21 protein-coding genes are annotated in these 21944 nt (G+C 72.8%); 4 read left to right on the top strand and 17 right to left on the bottom strand.

Annotated features, from left to right (window positions below; genetic code table 11):
• Nucleotides 1-31: 31 nt before the first annotated feature.
• From ACIBEA_RS22185 to ACIBEA_RS22120, 14 genes are all read right to left on the bottom strand, one after another.
• Nucleotides 32-3565 carry an amino acid adenylation domain-containing protein gene (locus tag ACIBEA_RS22185; RefSeq protein WP_399263427.1) on the bottom strand — a complete coding sequence of 1178 codons (3534 nt, stop codon included), beginning with the start codon at nucleotides 3563-3565 and terminating at the stop codon, nucleotides 32-34.
• A gap of 11 nt (nucleotides 3566-3576) precedes the next feature.
• Nucleotides 3577-4296 (bottom strand): 2-hydroxychromene-2-carboxylate isomerase, encoded by a 720-nt coding sequence (locus ACIBEA_RS22180; RefSeq protein WP_399263425.1) that lies wholly within the window; start codon nucleotides 4294-4296, stop codon nucleotides 3577-3579.
• On the bottom strand, nucleotides 4293-5036 hold the full coding sequence (gene fabG / locus ACIBEA_RS22175; protein ID WP_399263423.1) for a 3-oxoacyl-ACP reductase FabG: 744 nt from the start codon (nucleotides 5034-5036) through the stop codon (nucleotides 4293-4295). Before fabG ends, ACIBEA_RS22180 begins: the two co-directional genes overlap by 4 nt.
• Nucleotides 5033-5596 carry a 3-hydroxyacyl-ACP dehydratase FabZ family protein gene (locus ACIBEA_RS22170; protein ID WP_399263421.1) on the bottom strand — a complete coding sequence of 188 codons (564 nt, stop codon included), beginning with the start codon at nucleotides 5594-5596 and terminating at the stop codon, nucleotides 5033-5035. Before ACIBEA_RS22170 ends, fabG begins: the two co-directional genes overlap by 4 nt.
• Nucleotides 5593-6015: a 3-hydroxyacyl-ACP dehydratase FabZ family protein gene (locus tag ACIBEA_RS22165; RefSeq protein WP_399263419.1), complete on the bottom strand. Its 423-nt coding sequence runs from the start codon at nucleotides 6013-6015 to the stop codon at nucleotides 5593-5595. The genes ACIBEA_RS22170 and ACIBEA_RS22165 overlap by 4 nt, the downstream gene beginning before the upstream one ends.
• Entirely contained in the window at nucleotides 6012-7118 is a 1107-nt protein-coding gene (locus ACIBEA_RS22160) for a beta-ketoacyl synthase N-terminal-like domain-containing protein (protein WP_399263417.1), read from the bottom strand. The genes ACIBEA_RS22165 and ACIBEA_RS22160 overlap by 4 nt, the downstream gene beginning before the upstream one ends.
• Entirely contained in the window at nucleotides 7115-8122 is a 1008-nt protein-coding gene (locus ACIBEA_RS22155; protein WP_399263416.1) for a hypothetical protein, read from the bottom strand. The genes ACIBEA_RS22160 and ACIBEA_RS22155 overlap by 4 nt, the downstream gene beginning before the upstream one ends.
• Nucleotides 8123-8204: 82 nt before the next feature.
• Entirely contained in the window at nucleotides 8205-8957 is a 753-nt protein-coding gene (locus ACIBEA_RS22150; RefSeq protein ID WP_399263414.1) for an alpha/beta fold hydrolase, read from the bottom strand.
• Nucleotides 8954-9865, bottom strand: a complete 912-nt coding sequence (locus ACIBEA_RS22145) for a beta-ketoacyl synthase N-terminal-like domain-containing protein (RefSeq protein WP_399263412.1) — start codon at nucleotides 9863-9865, stop codon at nucleotides 8954-8956. The genes ACIBEA_RS22150 and ACIBEA_RS22145 overlap by 4 nt, the downstream gene beginning before the upstream one ends.
• Entirely contained in the window at nucleotides 9862-10992 is a 1131-nt protein-coding gene (locus ACIBEA_RS22140) for a beta-ketoacyl synthase N-terminal-like domain-containing protein (RefSeq protein WP_399263410.1), read from the bottom strand. Before ACIBEA_RS22140 ends, ACIBEA_RS22145 begins: the two co-directional genes overlap by 4 nt.
• Nucleotides 10989-12239, bottom strand: coding sequence for a beta-ketoacyl-[acyl-carrier-protein] synthase family protein (locus ACIBEA_RS22135; protein ID WP_399263408.1), 1251 nt, complete (start codon nucleotides 12237-12239; stop codon nucleotides 10989-10991). Before ACIBEA_RS22135 ends, ACIBEA_RS22140 begins: the two co-directional genes overlap by 4 nt.
• 79 nt (nucleotides 12240-12318) lie before the next feature.
• The gene (locus ACIBEA_RS22130) at nucleotides 12319-12570 is read right to left on the bottom strand and encodes an acyl carrier protein (RefSeq protein WP_399263406.1); all 252 of its coding nucleotides are present in this window, start codon (nucleotides 12568-12570) and stop codon (nucleotides 12319-12321) included.
• Nucleotides 12571-12608: 38 nt separating this feature from the next.
• Nucleotides 12609-12827, bottom strand: a complete 219-nt coding sequence (locus ACIBEA_RS22125; RefSeq protein WP_399263405.1) for an MbtH family protein — start codon at nucleotides 12825-12827, stop codon at nucleotides 12609-12611.
• A 342-nt stretch (nucleotides 12828-13169) separates the two neighbouring features.
• Nucleotides 13170-13712, bottom strand: a complete 543-nt coding sequence (locus tag ACIBEA_RS22120; RefSeq protein ID WP_399263403.1) for a hypothetical protein — start codon at nucleotides 13710-13712, stop codon at nucleotides 13170-13172.
• A gap of 92 nt (nucleotides 13713-13804) precedes the next feature.
• Between ACIBEA_RS22120 and ACIBEA_RS22115 the strand changes: the two genes are divergently transcribed.
• A complete protein-coding gene (locus tag ACIBEA_RS22115; RefSeq protein ID WP_399263401.1) occupies nucleotides 13805-15058 on the top strand; it encodes a sensor histidine kinase in 1254 nt (417 codons plus the stop codon).
• Between the two features lie 46 nt (nucleotides 15059-15104).
• Here ACIBEA_RS22115 and ACIBEA_RS22110 read toward each other — a convergent pair whose 3' ends face one another.
• On the bottom strand, nucleotides 15105-16274 hold the full coding sequence (locus ACIBEA_RS22110) for a hypothetical protein (protein WP_399263399.1): 1170 nt from the start codon (nucleotides 16272-16274) through the stop codon (nucleotides 15105-15107).
• Complete coding sequence (locus ACIBEA_RS22105; RefSeq protein WP_399263397.1) at nucleotides 16271-17269, bottom strand: methyltransferase; 999 nt, start codon at nucleotides 17267-17269, stop codon at nucleotides 16271-16273. Before ACIBEA_RS22105 ends, ACIBEA_RS22110 begins: the two co-directional genes overlap by 4 nt.
• A 157-nt stretch (nucleotides 17270-17426) precedes the next feature.
• Between ACIBEA_RS22105 and ACIBEA_RS22100 the strand changes: the two genes are divergently transcribed.
• The 3 genes from ACIBEA_RS22100 (at nucleotide 17427) to ACIBEA_RS22090 (ending at nucleotide 20556) form a co-directional block, all read left to right on the top strand.
• Nucleotides 17427-18626: a cytochrome P450 gene (locus ACIBEA_RS22100; protein WP_399263395.1), complete on the top strand. Its 1200-nt coding sequence runs from the start codon at nucleotides 17427-17429 to the stop codon at nucleotides 18624-18626.
• 131 nt (nucleotides 18627-18757) lie between these two features.
• Nucleotides 18758-19711 (top strand): ATP-binding cassette domain-containing protein, encoded by a 954-nt coding sequence (locus ACIBEA_RS22095; RefSeq protein WP_399263393.1) that lies wholly within the window; start codon nucleotides 18758-18760, stop codon nucleotides 19709-19711.
• Nucleotides 19708-20556 carry an ABC transporter permease gene (locus tag ACIBEA_RS22090; protein ID WP_399263391.1) on the top strand — a complete coding sequence of 283 codons (849 nt, stop codon included), beginning with the start codon at nucleotides 19708-19710 and terminating at the stop codon, nucleotides 20554-20556. The genes ACIBEA_RS22095 and ACIBEA_RS22090 overlap by 4 nt, the downstream gene beginning before the upstream one ends.
• Nucleotides 20557-20646: 90 nt before the next feature.
• On the opposite strand, the gene ACIBEA_RS22085 is transcribed toward ACIBEA_RS22090, so the two are convergent.
• The gene (locus tag ACIBEA_RS22085; protein ID WP_399263389.1) at nucleotides 20647-21801 is read right to left on the bottom strand and encodes an NYN domain-containing protein; all 1155 of its coding nucleotides are present in this window, start codon (nucleotides 21799-21801) and stop codon (nucleotides 20647-20649) included.
• Between the last annotated feature and the right edge of the window lie 143 nt (nucleotides 21802-21944).

The following is a 21944-nucleotide window of genomic DNA, read 5'->3' as shown; positions in this document are numbered from 1 at the left end:
TGGCGAGGGGGTGACGGGGACGGGGACGGGGCTACGGGTGGTGCGGGAGGGTGACCGGGTCGCCGAGGACGACCGCGATCTCCCGGTCGCCCTCGTAGGGCTCGCGGCTGTGCGCCATGCGGAGGTTGTCCACGATCAGCAGGTCGCCGGCGCGCCACGGCTCGCGCAGCGTGTGCTTCTCGTAGACGGCGTTGATCGCGAGCACCGTGTCCTCGTCGAGGCGGGCTCCCGAGCCGTAGGTGCTGTTGAAGGGCAGTCCGTCGTCCCCGAACTCGAAGAGGAGGTACTCCCGGATCAGCGGGTCGAGGGTCCACTCGTTGAGGAAGGCGATCTGGTTGAACCAGCCGCGGCGCCCGGTGAGCGGGTGGGTCAGCACGGCGGCGGCCCGCTGGCTGGTGCGCAGGTCGCCGCCCGGCTGCCAGGTGGGCGTGATGCCGCGCCGCGCGCAGTACGCCGCCACGGCCGCGCGGTCGGCGGTGCCGAAGGCGTCCGCGAGGCCGACGCCGACGGTCTCGGTGTAGTTGCGCTCCAGCCGCCACCCCTCGGCCTCGAACCGGGCGACCAGGTCGGCGGGGAGGGCCTGGAGGACGTCCGCGGAGTCGGCGACGCCGGTGACGCCGCCGGAGTCGGGCGCGGTGAGGCAGGCGAAGAGCAGCGTGCCGGGGACCTCCCGCGCGTAACTCAACTCGTGGTGCATGCACATGGGCTGGTCGGCGGGCCACTCCGAGGAGGACAGGACGCCGTCGGCGAGCCGTCGGCGGACGGCGAAGCCCTCGCGCTCGGTCATGACCTCGTGCAGGACCTCGCGGCCCACCGCGCCCACGGTGTCGGCGTCGGCCAGGCCGAGGCCGCGCACCAGCAGCGCCCCGTGTTCGGCGACGGTGGCCCGCAGCCGGGCGCGGTGCGCGGCGGCCCAGGCGGCCGGGTCGGCGGGGGCCGGGCCGTCGAGGGTCAGTACGGCGGGCCGGCCGTCGGTGCGGGTCACCTCGAAGGGGAGCGCCGGCGCCCCGGCGGTCGCGGCCGCGGCCGCGGTGGGCGCCGTACGCGTGGGGGCGGTTTCGGGGGCGGAGGTCTCGGCGGCCCGGGCCTCGGCGGCGGGAGCGTCGGCTCCGGCGCCGCCGGAGTCGATCAGTGCGGCGAGCGCGCCGAGGGTCGGGTGCAGCATCAGGTCCCCCAGCGTGAAGGCGCGCTCCATGCGGACGACCAACCGCACGCCCGAGAGCGAGGTGCCGCCCCGCTCGAAGAAGCCGTCACCGCGCCCGATCTTCTCGACGGGCACCCGCAGCACCTGTGACCAGGCCCGGGCGAGGGCGCGCTCGGTGTCGGTGACGGGCTCCTCGTGGACCCGCTCGTCCTCCTCGACCGCGCCCGGTTCGGCGGCGAGCACGCCCAGGGCGCGCTTGTCGGTCTTGCCGTTGGGGGTGAGCGGCAGGGCCTCCAGGCGCTCCAGCCGGCCGGGCACCATGTAGGGGGGCAAGGTCTCCCCCAGGCGCCGGCGCAGGGCGTCCGCGTCCTCGTCCGAGCCGCTCTGGAAGGCGACGAGGTGGCGGCTGCCGTCGGGGGCGTCGACGACCACGACCGCGCCGTCGCGGACTCCCGGCAGCTTCAGCAGCTGGTTCTCGATCTCGCCTATCTCGATCCGGAAGCCCCGGATCTTGACCTGTGCGTCGCGGCGGCCGAGGAACTCCAGGGTGGCGCCGGGCAGCCAGCGGCCGAAGTCGCCGGAGCGGTAGAGCCGTTGCCCCGGCCGGTGCGGGTCCTCGCCGAAGACCTGCGCGGTGCGCTCGGGGTCGTTGACGTAACCGCGGCCCACGCAGACGCCGGAGAAGACGATCTCGCCGGGTGCGCCGAGGGGGACGGGGCGCAGGTGCTCGTCGACGACGTAGGCGGTGACGTTGCCCACGGCCCGTCCCAGCGGTACGGAGTCCCAGGCCGGGGGCTCGGTCATGACCTCGTGGTTCGTGTCGTCCGAGGTCTCGGTCAGCCCGTAGGCGTTCATCAGGGCGACGTGCGGGAAGCGGTCGAACCAGCGGACGGTGAGTTCCTTCTTGAGCGCCTCGCCGGTGACCGACACGCAGCGCAGGGCGGGCAGGGCGCGGGGGGCCTCGTCCAGGCGGGTGAGCACCACCTCCAGGTAGGAGGGGACGGCCTGCAGGACGGCGACCTCGCCCTGCTCGATGGTGTCGATGTAGCGGTCGACGTCGAGGATCGCGTCCTGTCCGACGATCAGCGTGCGGCCGCCGACGACGAGCGCCGCGACCAGCTGCCACAGGGAGATGTCGAAGGACTGCGGGGCCGTCTGCGCCACCACCGTGTCCTCGCCGATGCCCTGGTCGTCGATCTTGGCGTACAGGTGGTTGACGAATCCGGCGTGCTCGCACATCGCGCCCTTGGGCTCGCCGGTGGACCCCGAGGTGAAGTACAGGTAGGCGAGCTGGTCCGGGGCCACGGGGACGCCCGGGTCGTGCTCGGCGCGGGCCTGCGCGTAGGCGGCCGCGACGTCGAGCACTTCGAGCCCCGCGGGCGCGGCCCGCTCCAGGTGCCCGGGGCCGCCGGCCTCGGTCAGGGCGAGGCGGCAGCCGCTGCGGACCAGGGTCTTGGCCATCCGGTCGGCGGGGGCGTGCGGTTCGACGGGCAGGTAGGCGGCGCCGGCCTTGAAGACGCCGATGACCGACGCGAGCCAGTCCAGGTTGCGTTCGGTGACCACGGCGACGACCGCTTCGGCGCCCAGGTCCCGGGCGAGGATGGCGTGGGCGATCCGGTTGGCGCGGGCGTTGAGCTCCGCGTACGTCCAGCTCCGGCCGTCGTGGACGGCGGCGGTCCGCTCGGGTCGGGCGGCGGCCTGCTCCTCGAACAGCTCGTGGAAGCGCCGGTCGGGCAGCTCCCGCGCCGGGCCGGCGAGTCCGTGGATCTGGAGGCGGTACTCGGCCTCGCCGAGCAGTCCCCGGTCGCGGCCGAGGGCGTCCGGCGCGGCCACCAGCTGTTCCAGCGCGGTGAGGTAGTACCCGGCGATCCGGTCGGCGGCGGCGGCGTCCAGGACGTCGGTGCGGCGGCGCAGCAGCAGGGCGGGGCCGCGCCGGCCGTGGCGCAGGGCGGCGATCAGGACGGTGTGCCCGGCCGGCCCGGTCCGGTCCCCCGCGGTGTCCCCGGGAGCGTCCCCGTCCGTGTGTCCGAGGTCCAGTACGGTCTCGAAGGCGTCCCCGGCGGGTGCCGCGGCCGCCCGCGCGGCGGCGGTCAGCAGCTCGTGGCGGGTCCCGTGGCCCAGCGACAGGGTCAGGGCGTGCGGGGCGGCCGGGGCGCGGCCCGCGCCCGGCGGTGGGACGTAGCCGCTGACGACGGTCCGCTCACCGCTCAGGGCGGCCAGCACGACGGTGTGCGCGGCGAGGAGCGCGGCGGCCCAGTCGGTGCCCGCGCGCCGGGCCAGCGACCGCACCCGCGCGGCGAGCCGGACGGGGACCGGTACGGTCAGCTCCGCCCAGGTGGCGGGCTCGGGCGCCCCCTGCGGGGTCGCTGCCGGGGGCACCGAGCGCGGGATCAGCCGTTGGGGGGCTGCGGTGGTCGTCATCGTCTCTCCTGTCAGGCCCGCGGGCCGCTGTCGGGCGCGAGGGCCAGGGGGACTTCGGCCAGGGGGACGTCGGCGAACGGCGCGTCGCTGATGCCGTCCCAGCCGTAGCCGCGTACGGCGGCGACGAAGGCGCCCACGCGCTCGGCGCCCCAGAACGCCTCTCGCCCGTGCATGAAGAACGGCACCCCGAAGGCGTCGTCGTGGTAGGCGGCGACCAGGCACTCGACGCCCTTGATCCGCAGGTCCAGGTTGTCGACCGCGTCCGCGATCGAGGGGTCCAGACCCAGTTCGGTGGCGATGGCCACGATGGTGTCCCGGTCGGCCAGGTCCCGGCCCTCGTTCCAGCGCGCGCGGTAGGCGAGGTCGACGAACCGCCGCCCCATGCCCTGCTCCTCCGCCGCGAGGTAGGCCAGGTGGGAGACCTCCCAGTGCGGGGCCCGGTCGACGGGCCAGGTCACCTTCCAGCCGCGGGCGTGCGCCCAGCGGCGGGCGTCGCGCAGGATGTAGAAATTCTTGGAGCGGTGCATCGGCATCACGGGCAGGGTGACCCCGGCCTGGTCGAGGAGTTGCGTGGACAGCTCGTCGGGCTCCCAGTAGGGGATCCACTCGATCTGGTCGAGGACGTCGGGGTACTTCTCGGTGAGGTCGCGGTAGGCGAACCACGAGTACGGGCTGCGCAGCGAGAAGTACCACCTGGGGTTCTTCTTCCGGCGGGTGCTCACGGTGCTCACAGGGAGATCCCCCCGTCGATCTGGAAGACGGATCCGGTGATGTAGCTCGCGCGCTCGCCGGCGAGGAAGGCGACCAGGTCGGCGACCTCGTCGGCCGAGCCCATGCGGCCCAGGGCCACGCCCGCGAGGGCTCCTTCGACGGCGCGCTCGGACACGGCGGCGGTCATGTCGGTGTCCACGAAGCCGGGGGCGGCCACATTGACCCGGATGCCGTAGCGGCCGACCTCCTTGGCCAGCGACCGGGAGAAGCCGATGATGCCGGCCTTGGAGGCGGCGTAGTTGGTCTGGCTGGCGTTGCCGTAGATGCCGGCGACGGAGGAGATGTTGACGATGCTGCCCGTGCGGCGCTTCATCATGGGGAAGGCCACCGCGCGGCACACGTGGAAGACCCCGTCGAGGTTGGTGGAGACGACCGACTTCCAGTCGTCGTCGGACATCATCACCAACCCCTTGTCCCGGGTGATGCCGGCCGAGGTGATCGCGGTCGCGACCGGCCCCAGCTCGTCCTCGGTGGCGCTCACCCACGCGCGCACCGCGGCCGCGTCGCTGACGTCGACGCGCCGGTACAGGACGCGGGCGCCCAGCTCGTCGGCCTCCTTGGCCAGGGTCTGCGCCGCCTCCTCGCGGGAGTGGTAGCAGAAGCTCACGTCGTAGCCGTCGGCGGCGAGCCGCAGCACGGTGGCCCGGCCGATGCCTCGGGAGCCTCCGCTGATCAGCGCCACGGGCCTGTTGTCGGTCATCGGGTGGTGGCCTCTCGGTCGGGTCCGGCGGAGGGATCGGCGGACGGCTCTGTGGACGGCTCTACGGACGGCTCTACGGGGCGCAGTCGGTCGGCGGGGCGGAACGCCATCACCATGCGGGTCACGGTCATGACGGTGGCGTCGCCGCTGTGGCTGGTCCCCTCGAAGATCACCGAGTCGGTGAGGGCGCGGGTGATCCGGACCCGGTGTTCGATCAACTCGCCCGGTCGCACCGGCCGGTGGAACCGTGCGTCGGCGACGGAGCCGAAGAGCATGACCTGACCGACGGGTGCGTCGGCGATCGCCGAGGCCAGCAGCCCGGCCGCCTGGCCCCAGGACTCGATCAGCAGAGCGGGCGGGTAGTCCAGCGGGGTGTCGGGGGAGATCCCCCGGTACCAGGGCTCGTTGTGGGTGACGGCCTTGACCGCGCGGACGTACTCGCCGGGTACGAGCTCCAGCACCCGGTCGACGAGCAGCATCGGGTAGCGGTGCGGGAGCAGGTCGGTGACCTTGGGCAGGGCGGTGGCCTCGGGCAGGGCGCGCTCGGGTGCGGTGGTCATCGCCGGCCTCCGGTGCTCTCGTAGCGCAGCCGTACGGAGGCCGCCTTGCCGCGCTCCGTCGTGGCGACGGCGTCGCAGCGCAGTCCGGCATCGGTCCGGCGCCACTTGAGGGTGAGGGAGAGGGTGTCCCCGGGGTAGACGGCTCCGGCGAACCGCGCCGATTCGACGGCGGCGAGTTCGGTGGGGTCCGGAGCGGCGTCCCCGTCGGTGGCCGCGCGCTGGACGCACTCCAGCACGCAGACCCCGGGGAAGATCGGGAAGTCGGGGTAGTGGCCGGCGAAGACCGGCTCGTCCGCACGGATCTCGACGCGGGCGGTGGCGGCCAGGCCGTCCTCGGTACGGGCCTGCACCCGGACCTCGGCCGCGACCGGGCTGACCGGGGCGCGCGTGCCGACCGGGGCGGGCGGGGCCGCGCTCACGAGGCACCTCCGAGCCGGAGCACCGCGCAGGCCAGCGAGCCGTCGCGGTCGGCCGAGGTGACGACGGCGATGCGGCCGGCGGCCTCGGGGTCGCCGGCGGCGGTGGCCAGCAGGACGGCGATCTGGAACGACCCGGAGGCGGCGGAGACGTCGCCGATCCGGCCCACGGCGGGCACCCGGTCCAGGGCGGCGTTGCCGCAGACCTCGGTGAGCACCTCGCGCTCCAGGTGGCCGAGCAGGCCGGGGGCGTCGCCGGCGACGGCCGCCCACACCTGGCGCGGGTGGACTCCGGCGGCGTCGAGGGCGGAACGTACGCAGGCGTCCAGGGCCCCGCGCACCAGGTTGCCCGTGGCCACTCGGGTGCGCACGGCCAGGACCTCGGCGAGCCGGGGGCGCCGGGGGGCGAGGCGGTCGGCGGGCTCGACGAGCAGCACGGCCGCGCCCTCGCCGAGCGGGACGCCGGGGGCTTCGGCGCCCCTGGCGTGGCGCTCCAGCCAGTAGCGGGCGGCCGAGTACTCCTCGGCGGCGGCGCAGAGCACGGTGTCCGCGCGGCCCGAGGAGAGCAGCCGGGTGGCGTAGTTCAGGGAGAGCAGGCTCGCCGCGCGGCCGCCGGCCAGCGTGGTGTTGGGGCCCTTGATGCCGTACCAGATGGCGCACTGGCCGGCGGCGCAGTTCATGACGGCGTTGGGCATCACGGCCGGGTCGACGTCGTAGGGCCGGTCGCCGACCAGGGAGCTGCGGGTGAAGTCCATCATGCTGGCGGCGCTGCCGGTGGTGGTGGCGAGCACCAGGGCGGCCCGCTCGCCGGTCTCCGCGTCCCGGTCGGCGCCGGGGCGTTCCAGCAGCGAGCCGACGGCGGCGACGGCGAGGCCGGTGACCCGGTCCATGGAGCGGGTGCCCTTCTTGCCGAGCACCTCGCGGGTCTCGAAGCCGGGTACCAGGTGGGCCCGGGTGCCGGGCACCTTCCAGCGCGCGGTGTCCACCGGTGCGGCGGTCGGGCGCCCGCTGCGCAGACCCTCGGCGAAGGCGTCGGCGCCGATGCCGTACGGGGAGACCGCGGACCAGCCGGTGATGACCGCCCGGGGTGCCACGGCGGTGCTCATGACGCCGCCCGGCGGGGTGTGGAGAGGGCGGTCACGGTGGCGGCGTCGAACTCGGCCATCTCCCACTGGTTGGGCGCCGACTCGTGGAGGTAGCCGTGGGTGATGGTGCCGGTCGCGGTCCTGACGAGCGCGCCGTCGCGCAGGACGTAGCAGTCCATGCGGGTGGAGTAGAGGAGCGTCTTGAAGATGCTCTCGACGGTGTAGACGGTGTAGAGCTCCTCCTCCATCACGGTCTCGTCGAGGATCTCGATCCGGGACTGGGTGACGACGGGGATCCAGCCCCGGGTGTCGAGGACCTTCTTGATGGGCAGGCCGCGGTCCGCGAGGAAGAGGTCCTCGACCTCCTCCATGATCCGCAGGAAGCCGGACATCTGGACGCGCTCGTTGAAGTGGCAGTAGAAGTACGGCATCCGCCAGCGCCAGCCGAAGGCGTTGGTGTCGCCGATGAGTTCGGCCAGGACCGGGTCGGTGTCGGTGCCGCGGCCGGCGGTGAACTCTCCGTAGGGCCGGGGGACGGCGTCGATCGCGCGGCGTTCGCCGGTGCCCAGGCGGGCGGCGGTGAAGCGCTCGATCCCCGCGGGCAGGTCCTCCTCGGCCTTGATGTGGTCGTCGACGCGCAGGACGACCGCCACCTTGGAGCCGGCGCACTTGACGCGCTTGCCCTCGCGCTCGACGTACAGCTCTACCTTGAAGCGCAGGCGGTCGTCGGCGGCCTTGGTGGTCGGGGTGACGACCGCTTCCACCTCGTCGTCGACGGCGAGCAGCGCGGCGAGGCGGGAGTGGATGTCCACCACGTCGAACCCGAGCCCGAAGCGCCGGTAGAGGTCGCCGACGGGCAGGCCCGCGGACCGGAAATGGTCCAGGACGGCGGCCTCGGCGACGTAGTTGATGTGCTTGAAGCCGATGGCGAAGCTGATGTTGTTGCCTTCGAACAGCGGGCGCAGCCGCGCGGTCGTCGGGTTCTCCAGCAGCGCCGTCACAGCGGGATGGGGCGTCGGGCCCATCACGGACTCCTTCGTCTTCGTCGGGGTGGGGTCGGGTCGGGCGTGGGGCGTATCGGCCTTGGGGCGGGTCGGGTGCGCCGGGTCAGGCCACCGGGAGCCCGGCCCGCTCGGGGAGGCGGTCCAGGACGGTCCGGACGGTGCGGGCCAGCCATGCGGGCCGCTCCAGCATCGGGAAGTGGCCGCAGTCGGGCACGGTCAGGCAGCTGCCCGCGGGCAGCAGGGCGGCCAGGGCGCGGGCCTCGTCCACGGGCGCCGCGAGGTCGAGTTCGCCGCCGATCACCAGGACCGGGGTGTCCACCAGGTCCACGCGGAACAGCGGGGTGCGCAGGTAGGTCTCGAAGAAGCGGAGCCAGCCGTAGGGGCCGACCCATTCGGTCATCCGGCGGGCCATGTCGGCCCGCAGTTCCGCGCCGATGGGCCGCTCCAGCGTGCGCAGCCGGATGGACTCCGCCATGGTGCGCGGGAAGTCGGCCATGCTGGTGCCGAGCAGGTCCCAGTGGAACGCGTCGGCGTCGGCCCGGTAGAAGGGGTTGACCAGGACGACGGCGGGGACGTCGAGGCGCTGCCCGGCGGCGGCCCGGCGGCAGAGCAGTTCGAGCAGCAGGACCGAGCTGAAGGAGTGGGCCACCACCACGTCGGCGCCGCCGGGGACCGCGTCCAGGACCTCCTGGAGCAGCGCGGCCGAATCGCTCTCGTGCCGCCAGCCGGCGATCCCGCCGCTGTGCCAGGGCAGCCGGGGCGCGTGGACGCGCAGCCGCGGGTCCCAGTGCCCGGCCATCGGCTCCCAGATGGACTCGTTGTTGCCGAGTCCGTGCAGCAGCAGTACGTCGCTCATGCCGGACCCTCGGCGCGGAGCAGGGCGGCCGCGGCGCCGCCGGTCAGGGCGTACACCGGTGCGGTGTGGCCCCGGGCGAACCAGCCGACCGCGGCGGCGCACTGGACGACGCCCAGCGCGCCGGAGAGTTCCCCCCAGCCGTCGAGGGCGATCCGCTCGGCGCCGCCGGTCTCCGGGCCGACCTCGGGGGTGAGCCAGAGCCCGGCTCCGGGGGCCGCCGCGGACAGGGCGGCGAGGGCGTCGGCGTGCCGGGGGGCGTGCAGGACCGGGCCGAGCAGGGCCTTGGCCGACGCCGTGGGGGTGCGGCTGAGCACCAGGGCGGCGCCGCCGTCGGCGACGGGCCCGTCCACGAGGCGGCGGGTCACCTCGTTGTCCGGCTCGACCCCGGTGACCACCATGTGGTCGGCGCGGCCGGAGCGGATCATCAGGGCGGCCCAGCGGACCGCGTCCAGGCCCGAGGAAGTGCCGTTGCAGACGGTGAGGTTGGGGCCGCGCAGGCCGAAGCGGATCGCGGTCTGCGAGGCGATGATGTTGCTGGAGGCGTTGGGGGTGTCCATCGGGCTGAGGGCGCCGGTGGACTCCTTGGCGATGGTCTCCACGGCCCGGCACACGGTGTCCGCGTTGCCGAGGTTGGAGCTGACGACGACGCCGATCCGCGTCCCGGGGACGGTGGGTGTCCGGCCGTCGAGCATCCCGGCGTCGGTGAGCGCCACGTGGGCGAGGTGGAGGCCGAGCCGGGTGGCGCGGTCGTTGAAGCGCAGGCCCTTCTTGCCGATGAGGGCCGCGGGGTCCACCGGGGCGGCGCCGGGGACGGCGGGGCGCAGGAGCGCGCTCGGGTCGGCCGCGCCGGGCAGGGCCACGGCGACGCCGGAGACGGCGACGGGGGCGAAGGCGGGGACGGTGCTCATGCGGCGCCCCCCACGATCGCGACGGCGTTGACGCCGCCGAAGCCGAAGCTGTTGACCTGGGCCAGGCGCAGGGGAGTTGCCAGCGGCCCGCCGCTCACCAGGCGGAGCCCGGCGCCCTCGGGCAGCGGGTCGGTCAGGCCCGCGATGGGCGGGACCAGGCCGGCGTCGAGGGAGCGCATCGCGACGATCAGGCCGAGCAGTCCGGCCGAGCCCGAGGTGTGTCCGGTGAGCGACTTGATGCCGGTGAGCGCCGGGGCGGCGCCGTCGAACACGCGGGCGGTCACGGTGGCTTCCGTCCGGTCGTTGAGCGGGGTGCCGGTGCCGTGCAGGACGACGAGGTCGATCTCCTGCGGCGTGACCCGCGCCAGCTGCTGGGCCGTGCGGACGGCGGCCTCCACCCCGGCCTCGTCCGGCGCGGTCTGGTGGTGGGCGTCGCAGTTGACGGCGACCGAGCGCAGCCAGGCCCGCACGGGGCGGTCCGCGGCGGGGGTCCGGGTGAGGACGACGGCGGCGGCGCCCTCGCCCAGGATGGTGCCCCGGCGGTCCTCGTCGAAGGGGCGCACGGAGGTCGGCGGATCGAACTGGACCCGGTCCGCCTGGCCGAACATGCTCTCGGTGACCACGTCGCAGCCGGCCACGATGACCGTCTGCGCCTCGCCCAGTTCCAGCAGGTCCCAGGCGAGGGCCAGGGCGTAGAGCGAGGCCGAGCAGGCGCCGGCGAAGGTGTGGGCGTCGACGGCGCCGAACCGGCTCCGCAGGGCCCGCGAGAAGTCCAGGCCGTCGGCGTCGAAGGGGACGCCGTCGCGCCACCACAGCTCCAGCGAGCGCAGTTCGCGCAGGCCGGTGCCCACCAGGACGGGGATCCCGGCGAGGTCCTCGGGCAGGCCCGCGTCCTCGGCGGCCTGGCGGACCGCCTCGATCAGGAAGCGGGTGGCGCGGGCCGGCTCGTCGACGCCGTCGGTCTCCCGGTCGTCGATCTCGAAGAGCTGCTGCGCATGGAAGCGGGTCCGGTCGAAGGCCCGCAGGGGGGCGAGCCCGCTGCGGCCGGCGCACAGGGCGTCGAAGATCTCGTCGGGGTCGGCGCCGATGCTGGCGACGGCCCCGGACCCGATGATGGCGTACGTCATGCCACGGTCTCCTCGTACTTGCCGAGGATGACGATGGCGTTGTTGCCGCCGAAGGCCAGGCCGTTGTTCTGGACGATCCGCAGGTCGGCCTCGACCGCGTGGTTGGGGACGCAGTCGATCTCGCACTCCGGGTCGGTCCGGCGGTGGTTGATGGTCGGGGGGATGAAGCCGTGGGTGATGGCCAGGCCGCAGGCGATGGCGCCCAGCGCGCTGGCGGCGCCCATGGTGTGGCCGAGCATCGACTTCAGCGAGATGGTGCGGGGGGTGGCGTCGCCGAAGACCTTGCGGATGGCGCCGGCCTCGGTGATGTCGTTGGCCTTGGTACCGGTGCCGTGGGCCGAGATGAGGTCGACCTCTTCGGGCTTGACCCCGGCGTTCTCCAGGGCGATGGACATGCACTGGGCGACGCTGTCGCCGTTGGGCGCGACCTGGTGGTACGCGTCGCAGTTGAGGCCGTAGCCGAGGACCTCGGCGTAGATGGTGGCGCCGCGGGCGAGCGCCGAGTCCAGGCTCTCCAGGACCAGGACGCCGGCGCCTTCGCCGGTGAGGATGCCCTTGCGGTCGGCGTCGAAGGGCTGGCAGAACTCGGGGGCGATGGTGCCCAGCCGGTAGAAGCCGGTGAAGGTCTTGCGGCACATCGCGTCGGCGCCGCCGCACAGGGCGTACTCCACCTCGCCGGAGCTCACCGCGTCGAATCCGTACCCGATCGCGTAGTTGCCCGCGGAGCAGGCGGTCGCGATGGTGGGGGCCTCGACGTCGGTGAGTTCGAGCTCCTGCGCGATGGCGGTGGAGAGCCGGGCCGCCGACACCCGCCGGACGATCTCCGGATCCATGTGCTCCGGGCCGTCGGCGAGTTCGGCGGCGACCAGCTGGTCCAGCTCGTAGGACTCGCCGTCCGTGGTGCCGACGGAGATGAGACCCCGTCGACCGGCGAGTTCCGCGGGATCCAGACCTGCGTCCCGGACCGCCATCCGCGCCGCCGCGACGGCGAAGCGGCTGGCCCGGCCCAACTCGCGCACCGGGGTGCGCGATATCCACTGTTCGGGTTCGAACCCCTTGACCTCGCACCCGTTGACATGGGCGAAGCCTTCGACGTCGAACACCGAGATCGGGCTGACGCCGCTGCGTCCGGCCCGCAGGCTGTCGGTGAACTCCTCGGCTCCGATGCCGATGCTGGAGATCACACCGAAGCCGGTGAGGACCACTCGGCGTTTCCCCGATCCAGCGCCGGGGCGTACTGAGGACATGCTCTTCCCCCTTCAGACCTGCGAACCTGCGGTGCGGCGGGCGTACGGACGTATGGATCTACGGACGTACGGACCCGGATCAGCGGACGGGAGCCGCCGAGACGACGTCGTACACGCGCTCCAGGTTGACCATCTGGGCGAGCTCGGACTGGTCGATGGTGATGCCGAACTCCTTCTCCAGGGAGGCGAGGATCTCGATCGCGCGCAGCGAGTCGGCGCCGTGGTCGTCGATGAAGAGACTGGTCTCGCTGACCTCGTCCTCTTCGAGTTCGAGGATGTCGCAGACGATGTCCTTGATGGCGTTTCGGCGCTCGTCGGTGAGGGTCGACATGGTGTGTACTTCTCCTAGATCTGGGATCGTTGGTCTTTTCAGGCGGCGTCGGCGGACATGGCGGCGGCGAGGCTCCGCGGCCGCATGTCCGTCCAGTGCTCGTTCACGTGATCCAGGCATTCCTGCCGGGCCGCCTTGCCGTGCACTGCGTTCCAGCCCGCCGGGATCTCGGCGAAGGCGGGCCAGATGGAGTACTGACCCTCGTCGTTCACCAGCACATAGAACTCGGCGTCATCGTCTTCGAACGGATTGGCCACGAGTCGTCCTTTCCAGGCACCTTCATATAATTCCGGTCGACCTTAAGCAGCTTGCTTTCGACCAGACAAGAACTTTCGGACGGGCTCGTGAAGTAAATGTTCGAGAGATTGCAATGAGAAGAATTCGATAACGCGTTGCGCGACGCGCCGGCGGGCTCTCGTCGGGGCCGGTGCGGGGGCGGAAGGGGCCGTCCGCCCGGCTCGGCAGCGCGATCGGTGGCGGCCCGTCACCCGCACCTCACCTCCCGGCACCCAGCGTCACCGCCGGACATCAAGAAGTTTGCGACGCTCCCACGAGCGATCCGTGGCGCCCCCGGAGCGATCCGCCGGAACGGGCTACCGTCATCCCTGGACCGACGCCTTCACGGCCCGGCGGCGGATGGCGCGCAGCAGGGACCGGCGGCTCAGTCCGCTGGCCGCTCTGATCGTGAACCAGTACCCGCGGAACCTGCGTCGGGTGTGCTCGTCCGTCGCGTACACGCGGGTCTCGGTGCTCAGGACGCGTCCGTCGTAACGAAGGTTCATCGCCATCTTGAGGAACCCCGCCTCGGTGCACCCCGCGAACGCCTCGGCGAGCGGCCCCACCGGTTTCGGCCTGTCCTCCAGGCAGTCCAGGGAGATGAAGAGGATCTCGCCCTCGCCGGCCTCGACCGCCTCCATGGCCTCGCCGAGGAAGTCGGAGACGATCCGGCGACCGGCCGACACGTCCACCTTGGTCAGCGACATCAGCGCGCGCGACACGGGCGCCTCGCCCCATGTCGTCTCCCGCACGGCGCTCATCACCCGCTCCGGCGGGACCCCTCTCGGCAGGGGGATCGAGTGGGACTCGCGGAAGTGCCACCTCGGCAGTACGTAGTCTATTTTCGCGGCGGTCGGCTCGCCCATCGCACTCTCCCAGCAGTAGCGGTGCAGTCCAGACAAGTCCTCCCAGGAACGACGAGGTCACGGCAATGCCGTATCGAACTCCCCTAACCGGCGTGGCCAAGACGATCTGCGCGGTGACCGCGGCGGGCGCCCTGGCCGCCGCGGCCGTGGCGGGACCCGGAGGCGGCTGGCTCTCTTCCCTCACCATGGCGACGGCGTGCGTCACGGCCCTGGTGGCGGCCGGCTGGCACACCCGCGACCCCCACCGCCTGGCCGTCTCGGCGACCACGGTGGCCCTCTGCTCCGGCATCGGGACCCTGCTCACCTTTCCCGGCCGCGCGATCAAGGCGGACTCCCCGGCCGCGTCGCTGATGTCCGCCGAGTACCTCGCCGTACTGGGACTGCTCTTCGTCGTGACCCGGTTCCTGCCGCTGCGGCGGGCGGTCCCGCTCTGGCTCGCGCTGGGCACGGCCGGCTCCACCCTGGTGCTGCGCGCGCAGGAGTACGGCAGTTCGCTGGAGGCCGTCGGGCAGTGCGCCTTCCTCTCCTTCGGCGCGCTGTGCGCCGGCGCCGTCGGCGGCTACCTGCGGTGGCTGGAGGACCAGCGCATCGACGCCGTCCTGACCGCACGCCGCTCCCAACGCATCGAACTCGCCCGGGACCTGCATGACTTCGTCGCCCACGACGTGTCCGGGATCGTGGTGCTCGCCCAGGCCGCGCAGGTCATGGGAAGCGAACGGCCGCACCTGGTCGCGTCGTTGCTGGAGCAGATAGAAGCCGCCGGCCAGCAGGCGCTGAAGTCGCTGGACCGGACCGTGCTCATGCTGCACGACGCCGAGAAGGGCACGACCGACGGGAACGACGACCGCGACGGGCGGCCCAACTCCTACGGCCTGGCCGACATACCCGAAGTCGTGGCGCGGTTCACCGCGTCGGGCACCGCGGACGTCGCCCTGGACTTCGGGTTCACGGCGCGGACGGCCGCCCTGGTGCCCCGTGAGGTCGCCGGAACCGCTCACCGCGCGGTCGTCGAGGCCCTGACCAACATCCGCAGGCACGCACCGGCGGAGGCCGTCGTGCGGGTCGTCGTCGAAGCCGGTACGGTCGGTCCGCTCCCCGCGCTGGTCGTCATGGTCACCAACACGGACGACCCCCTGACCTCCGCCGCCCCCCTCCACGTCGGCGAACGGCGCGGCGGCCTCGGGCTGGTCGGCCTCACCGAACGCGTCGAGGCCCTCGGCGGCTCGCTCGCCGCCGGTCCGTACGGGACCGGTGGCTGGCGGTTGCGCATCGAACTGCCGGTGGACACCGTCGTGGCGCGGGCCGACTCCGTGGGGAACGCGGCGGGGCCCGGCGCCGACCGGTAGGGACCGGCCGGCACCGGACCGCGGTCGGTCGCGGGGGCCGCGCGGGTCAGCGGTAGAGGAACCCGGAGAGCAGGGGGAGGCCGCCGAACGGATCGGCCCCGGCCACACAGGCGTCCTTCTTCACGAACCGCTTCACGTACGCGGCCCCGTCGGTCCCGCCGGAGGCCGGCGTGTGCGCGGGGAGGTAGGTGCGGGCGAAGCGGTAGTGGTTGCCGCGCCACTTGGACAGGGCCCGGTCCAGCACGTGCCAGCCGTCCCGCAGGCGCACGTCCGCCGTGTCCGCCAGTGCGGCGGACAGGGGTCGGTGGTCCCGGACCTCCGGGGTGTCGAGCACGTGGAGGTGGTCGACGGAGTCGAAGACCTCGGCCTTGCGCGGGTCGTACCCGTACACCGAGATCTCCATGGCGTGGTAGTTCAAGGACTGCACCGCGCTGGCCGCGCCCGTGTAGTCCCGGAACGTCATGAACCCGTCCGGGGTCAGCGTGAGCAGCACGTGGAAGACGTCGTTCAGCAGGCGCGCGCAGCCGCCCGCCAGTTCCAGCCGGCCGGCGGCCCGGGCCGGGAACTCGTCCTTGGCCGCGGCGACTTCCACCGCGAGCCGCCGAACCAGGAAGAACAGCGTCTCGCACGCCTGGACGGACCGGAGGAAGACGTTCTCCTCATGGAGCGGGGAGCGGGGGAAGCGCGTGGACTCCGCGAGCAGTGCGGCCCGCCGGGCGAGCTCGGGGTCGACCGCGGCCCGGTCCACGAGATCGGCGATCCGCACCTGGAGCAACGGATCGGTCACCGTGCCGCCCACGGCGAGGATCGCGTCCTCCAGCCGCTTGATCCGCTCGTCACCGCGCTCCGGCCGCTCGCCGACCGCCCAGGCGGCGCGCTCCACGTCCAGCAGGTCGACGAGGGTGACGCGCAGTGCCAGCAGGGCGCCGGCCACCGGGTCGTCCGGGAAGCGGTCGAGGTACCAGCCGTAGGCGTGCAGGCACGTGTAGCGGTAGTACTCCGGTATCTCCAGCTCACGGCTGACCGAGCGGGTGAGCAGCCGGGTGACCTCGTCCTCACCGGTCGCCCGCTCCGGAAGGCCGTCGTGCAGGGCGGCGAGGTGCGCCGCTTCCTCGGGTTCCAACCGGGCCCGCCCGCGGGTCCGCTGGAGCGCCGCGACCTCCCGTTGTCGGGGCGTCAGGAGCGCCCGGGTGGAAAGGGCGGCGTCGACGCTCACGGCTTCCTCCCCACCACGAGGTGCTTGTCCCAGGTGGAGCGGTGGACGGAACAGTCCACGAAGCCCGACTTCTCCAGGAGCTCGGTGTACTCGGACGCGGTGCGGTGGCGCCCCTGCGTCTCCACGTGCATGGAGAGGTTCATCGCGGCGGTGGCCAGCGGGCCGCCCGCCTCGTCGAACAGGCGCTCCATCAGCAGCACGCGGCCGCCGTTCGCGCACGCGTCGTACGCCTTGGTGAGCAGCTCGACACAGGTCTCGTCGTCCCAGTCCGAGAGGATGTATCCGAACGAGAGGCACTCCGCGCGCGGCAGGGCGTCGGCGAAGAAGTCGCCCGGTACGAACCCGAGCCGGTCGCCGCTCCCCTCCGCCTCGCGGGTGCGCTCCAGGAACGGGCCGACCTGCGGCAGGTCGAAGACCGTGACGTTCAGCTCCGGGTAGCTCCGCAGGGCGGCCACCGCGAAGGCGCCGCTGGCGCCGCCCACGTCGACCAGGGTGCGGACCCCGTCCAGCTCGGCGAGCCGCACCAGTTCGCCCGAGACGCCGAAGCTCAGCTGCCACATGGCCTCCAGGAAGGCTTCCGTGGCCGCCTCGTCCTTGTAGATGGTGTCGAACGGCGCGGGCAGTTCGGCGTCGACGGCGGCCTTGCCCTGCGTCAGGTACGCGTCGAGCTGGTGGAGCTGGCCCGTCGTGTTGGTCACGAGGTGGCGGACGAAGCTCCCGAGGTAGCGGGGACTGCGTCGGTCGAGGGCGGGCACCAGCTCGGGAGCGAGGCGGTACAGGCCCTCGTCGTCGCGCTCGACGACGGACACGGCGGCCAGGACGAGCAGCAGCCTCTCCAGCGTCTCCGCGTCGATCTGCCGTGACACGGAGATGCCGACCGGGTCGGCCGGCCCTTCCTCGATGAGGTGGGCGAAGACACCGTGCTTGTCGGCCAGATGCAGCGCGTGGGTCGAGAACAACCCGAAAAGGGCATTGTCGAGGGTGTGGGAAATCATCGGTTCCTCTCACGGGGAATACCGCGCGTTTTCGGAACAGATTCACGCCGGACCGCACCGCACCGTTAGCGCGATTCAACAACCCTGATATGGCGTATCCCGCTCACGGCCGGACACCTACGGTGATCGGAGGTTACCGAAGGGCAGGAAAGGTGAAATGACGGAGATCCTCGATTTGGGAGCCCACGGCGCGGATTTCGCGAGGGACCCGTACCCGATGTACGCCGAGCTGCGTGCGCGGGGCCCCGTGCACCGCGCGCGCACCCCGGACGGCCGAGAGGTGTGGCTGGTCGTCGGCTACGAAGAGGCGCGCACCGCGCTGGCGGACCCGCGGCTCAGCAAGGATCCCCGCACGCTCCTCGGTGACGACGTCGGCCAAGGTGCGGCGGCCCTCGCCAACATGCTGGAGAGCGACCCGCCCCACCACACCCGGCTGCGCAAGCTGGTCACCCGGGAGTTCACTCCGCGCCGCGTCGAGGCGCTGCGACCCCGCGTGCAGGCGACGACCGACAGCCTGCTCGACGCCATGCTCGCCGCCCCCGACGGCCGCGCGGACCTCGTCGAGGCACTCGCCTTCCCGCTGCCCATGACGGTGATCTGCGAACTCCTCGGCGTGCCCCCGCGGGACGCCGCAAGGCTGCACGACTGGTCCAGTGCGATCATCGCCCCGTCCGGCCCCGCCGCGGAGGGCGCGGCGCTGCGCGCGATCGCGACGTACTTCATCGGGCTCATCGAGGACAAGCGCGTCGGCCCCGGCGGCGATCTGATGAGCGCTCTGGTCAAGATCACTGACGAGGAGGGCGACAGGCTCTCGGAGTCGGAGCTCCTCGGCGTGGCCTTCCTGCTGCTGATCGCCGGCCACGAGACCACGCTCAACCAGCTCACCAACGGCGTCCGGGCCCTCCTGGAGCACCCCGACCAGCTGGCGGCCCTGCGCGCGGATCCGTCGCTGATCGACAACGCCGTGGAGGAGATGCTCCGTTACGACGGACCGCTCAAGTCCGCGACGGACCGGTTCACCACGGAGCCGATCGACATCGGGGGCACCCTCGTACCGGCCCGCCAGCAGGTGCTCGTGGCGCTGTCCGCGGCGAACCACGCCGCGGAGAAGTTCGACGATCCCGAGCGTTTCGACATCCGTCGTGAGGCGCGCGGACACGTCACCTTCGGGCACGGGCTCCACTACTGCGTCGGCGCACCGCTGGCCCGCATGGAGCTCCAGATCGCCGTCCGCGCGCTCCTCGATCGCTGCCCCGGCCTCGCGCTCGACGCCGTCGTGGACGAACTGCCCTGGATCGACAGCGTCCTGATGCGCGGGACGCGCGCCCTCCCGGTCCGCTGGACCGTCGCTCCGTGACGCGGGGCGGCTCCGGCGGCTCCCCCACCGGCGCGGGGCGCGCCAGATCGAAGAATTGACACTGCCCCGCCGGTGCTTCTCCCGCTGCGCTTCGATGGTGCCGCGCACCCTGTCGAACGAAGGAGAAGCGTGTGGATACAGCGATGATCGACGTTTCCGGTGTCACGAAGACCTTCGGGTCGGTGACGGCGCTCGACGATGTGAGCCTCAGCGTGCCCAGGGGCTCCGTGCTCGGGCTGCTCGGCCACAACGGGGCCGGGAAGACGACCCTCGTCAGCATTCTGAGCACCTTGGTGCACCCCTCGGCCGGGCGGGCGCGGGTGGCCGGCTACGACGTCACCCGCGACGACCTGGAGGTCCGCAGGCGCATCGGGCTGACGGGCCAGTACGCGGCCGTCGACGCGACCCTCTCCGGCCGTGACAACCTCGTGCTCATCGCCCGACTGCTGGGCGCGGCCCGGGCCGAGGCATCGGCCCGGGCCGACGAGCTCCTGGAGCTGTTCCAGCTCACCGAGGCGGGGCGGCGCCGGGCGAAGACCTACTCGGGCGGCATGCGGCGGCGGCTCGACCTGGCGGCCAGTCTGGTCGGCAGACCTGAGGTGATCTTCCTGGACGAGCCCACCACGGGACTCGACCCGGTGGCCCGCCGGGACCTGTGGGACATCGTGCAGAAGCTGGTCGCGGACGGCGCCACGGTCCTGTTGACCACCCAGTACCTGGACGAGGCCGACTTCCTCGCCGATTCGATCACCGTGCTGTCCAAGGGGCGGATCATCGCCTCGGGGCGGGCGGAGGAACTCAAGTCCCGCGTCGGACGGCGGAGCGTGAACCTCACCCTGCGCGACTCCGTGGACGGCCCCCGCGTCGCCGAAGCCCTGGCCCGGACCGGGCTCGTGCCCACGCACGACGAGGAGCGGCTGGTGCTCACCGTGCCCGTGACGGATTCCACGGAGATCGCCGTCGTCGTCCGGGCGGCCGACGACGCGGGGGTCGAGATCGCGGGTCTCGCCTACTCCGAACCGACCTTGGACGACGTGTACATGGCCCTGAACCACTCCAGCCCGCACGAGGGGGAATCACGATGACCACCGCCACCACCCGGGCCGCGACGCGCCCGGACGACCACGCCCCCGCCCCCGCGTCCGCCCCCCGGTACCAGGGCTCGGGCGTCCTGCGCCAGGTCGGCGTCCTGACCGGGCGTTCCCTGCGGGCCCTGCGCGACCCGGCCCTGATCGTGCCGGGCCTGCTCGAACCGATCCTGATGCTGACGGTGTTCAGCCAGGTGTTCAAGAGCGTCTCGCAGACCTCGTCCTTCCCGGCCGGGGTCAGTTACATCGACTACCTGCTGCCGGCCTTCCTGGTCACGAGCGCGATCAGCGCCGGGCTGAAGTCCGGCGTGGCGCTCACCACCGAGCTCAACAACGGGATCGTCGCCCGCTTCCGTTCCATGCCGATCCGGTCCGTCTCGATCCTGATCGGCCGCAACATCGCCGACACCGTGCTCAGCGGTGTGAACATGCTGGTCATGCTGGTGGCCGGAGCCCTCGTCTTCGGCTTCGACCCGGCCGGCGGCGTGGCCGGCGCGGCCGGAGCGCTCTTCATCGGCGTCATGCTCAGCTGGTCGCTCGGCTGGGTGTTCATGGCGCTGTCCGCGTGGCTGCGCCGCCCCGAGGCGATGCAGCCCATCGGCGGCATCGTCAACCTCGTGCTGCTGTTCGCCTCGAACGCCTTCGTCCCCACGGACGGTCTGCCCGGCTGGCTACGGGGCTTCGCCGAGGTCAATCCGATGTCCCACGCGATCACCGCGGCCCGGGACCTGGCCCTGGGCCACGCGGACCTCGCCAGCGTGCTGCTCACGCCCGCGCTGTGCCTGGTCATCGTCCTGGCCGCCGCGCCCGTGGCGATCCGCGGCTTCCGCCGGGTCGGGTGACCCGGGCGCGAAACGCCTCGGGCCGCAACCGTCCTACGGTTGCGGCCCGAGGCGTTTCGCGCGTCCCGCCCGGCGGCGGACCGCCCCGGCTCAACCCCGGGCGCAGTACCGGCACGCCCCCCGTCGGCGGAGGTAGTAGGCGAGGGTGGCGGCCGCCAGGGCGATGCCCCACAGGATCCACGGCATCGCCGGGTAGTTCGTCCCCCAGCCCTCGGGCTGGTTCCCGCCCCGGACCATCATCACGCCGCCGGGGATGAGCACCAGCGATACGAGCAGGGCCGGAACGATCGCGGTGGCGAGGGCGACGGGCCTGCCGGCCTTGAACCACACCCAGCGCGGCCAGACCTCGCCCCAGCGGTGCACCAGGCCGTGGGTGAGCAGCGCACCGGCGGCCGACGCGACGCCCAGACCGAGACCGATCTCCAGCATGCCCGGCGTGTCCTGCATGTCCTTGAGGAAGGCGTCGGTGATGCCGAGCGGGTACCCGAAGTACCAGGCCAACCTGGTGACCTCGTACGGGACGCTGGACAGGACGGCGATCAGCACGGCCCTGCGCCCCCACCTCGCCGCCGACTCGGGGCTCGTCCACGCCGCCGCCCGGCCGCCGCGCCCGCAGCGCACGCAGAGCCCGCGCGCCCGCCGCTGGTGGACGAGGGTCGCCGCCGCCCAGAGCACTCCGCCGACGAACAGGATGATCAGGTTGTTGCGGTGCCAGAAGAGGATGTCGCCGAGGCCGTCCTGCTGGCCCGGCACTCCCGTGAAGGCGAACACCACGAACAGCGGGGCGAAGATGACCAGCGCCAGCAGCGTGTAGTCCGGCAGGATCAGGGTGAGCACGACGGCCTGCGTCCAGCCGAAGGCCCACACGAGCCGGTGGAAGCCGGTGCTGACCCGGCGCCGCGCCATCATCAGGCCCACGGCCGCGCCGACCAGCCCCACGACCGCTATGACGGGCGCGACGACCGCGGCCCGGCTCGGCTCCAGCAGGGATCCCGAGGAGTGCTCCGGGTCGGCCTGCGCGAACGGGTATCCGTCCCCGCCCAGGGCCCAGTACACGCCGGCGGCCCCGTACAGCAGCGACCACACGGCGGCCAGGTACCCCGCCCAGTCGGGCCATCCCGACCACCACCGGCGCACTGGCGCCGGGCCGGTTACCGCTCGCTCTTCGCCCTGGGTCTTCATGGTGTTCGCCATCGCCCTGTTCCCCTTCACGCCGCCCTCGACGGTCGCTTTCGTCGTATTCATAGGGTTCCGGACCGGGGGCGGCGGCACATCTGCCGATCGGGATACATCGGCGTCCGGCCGCCCCGCGGTCCTGCCGGAAGGCCGGCACGACACAGGGGCCCCGAGGCCGTGCGCGGCACGGCCTCGGGGCCCCTCCTGCGGTG

Origin of the sequence: Streptomyces sp. NPDC051555, from assembly GCF_044454405.1 — a bacterium.
GTDB lineage: Bacteria > Actinomycetota > Actinomycetes > Streptomycetales > Streptomycetaceae > Streptomyces.
Note: the sequence above shows the minus strand (reverse complement) of the source record. Positions and strands in the feature narration are given on the sequence as shown.

Coding starts and splice junctions, on each gene's coding strand:
- ACIBEA_RS22185 (WP_399263427.1), bottom strand. CDS start 3,565: ATGACGACCACCGCAGCCCCCCAACGGCTGATCCCGCGCTCGGTGCCC.
- fabG (WP_399263423.1), bottom strand. CDS start 5,036: ATGACCGACAACAGGCCCGTGGCGCTGATCAGCGGAGGCTCCCGAGGC.
- ACIBEA_RS22170 (WP_399263421.1), bottom strand. CDS start 5,596: ATGACCACCGCACCCGAGCGCGCCCTGCCCGAGGCCACCGCCCTGCCC.
- ACIBEA_RS22160 (WP_399263417.1), bottom strand. CDS start 7,118: ATGAGCACCGCCGTGGCACCCCGGGCGGTCATCACCGGCTGGTCCGCG.
- ACIBEA_RS22155 (WP_399263416.1), bottom strand. CDS start 8,122: ATGGGCCCGACGCCCCATCCCGCTGTGACGGCGCTGCTGGAGAACCCG.
- ACIBEA_RS22150 (WP_399263414.1), bottom strand. CDS start 8,957: ATGAGCGACGTACTGCTGCTGCACGGACTCGGCAACAACGAGTCCATC.
- ACIBEA_RS22145 (WP_399263412.1), bottom strand. CDS start 9,865: ATGAGCACCGTCCCCGCCTTCGCCCCCGTCGCCGTCTCCGGCGTCGCC.
- ACIBEA_RS22140 (WP_399263410.1), bottom strand. CDS start 10,992: ATGACGTACGCCATCATCGGGTCCGGGGCCGTCGCCAGCATCGGCGCC.
- ACIBEA_RS22135 (WP_399263408.1), bottom strand. CDS start 12,239: ATGTCCTCAGTACGCCCCGGCGCTGGATCGGGGAAACGCCGAGTGGTC.
- ACIBEA_RS22130 (WP_399263406.1), bottom strand. CDS start 12,570: ATGTCGACCCTCACCGACGAGCGCCGAAACGCCATCAAGGACATCGTC.
- ACIBEA_RS22120 (WP_399263403.1), bottom strand. CDS start 13,712: ATGGGCGAGCCGACCGCCGCGAAAATAGACTACGTACTGCCGAGGTGG.
- ACIBEA_RS22105 (WP_399263397.1), bottom strand. CDS start 17,269: ATGATTTCCCACACCCTCGACAATGCCCTTTTCGGGTTGTTCTCGACC.
- ACIBEA_RS22100 (WP_399263395.1), top strand. CDS start 17,427: ATGACGGAGATCCTCGATTTGGGAGCCCACGGCGCGGATTTCGCGAGG.
- ACIBEA_RS22090 (WP_399263391.1), top strand. CDS start 19,708: ATGACCACCGCCACCACCCGGGCCGCGACGCGCCCGGACGACCACGCC.
- ACIBEA_RS22085 (WP_399263389.1), bottom strand. CDS start 21,801: ATGAATACGACGAAAGCGACCGTCGAGGGCGGCGTGAAGGGGAACAGG.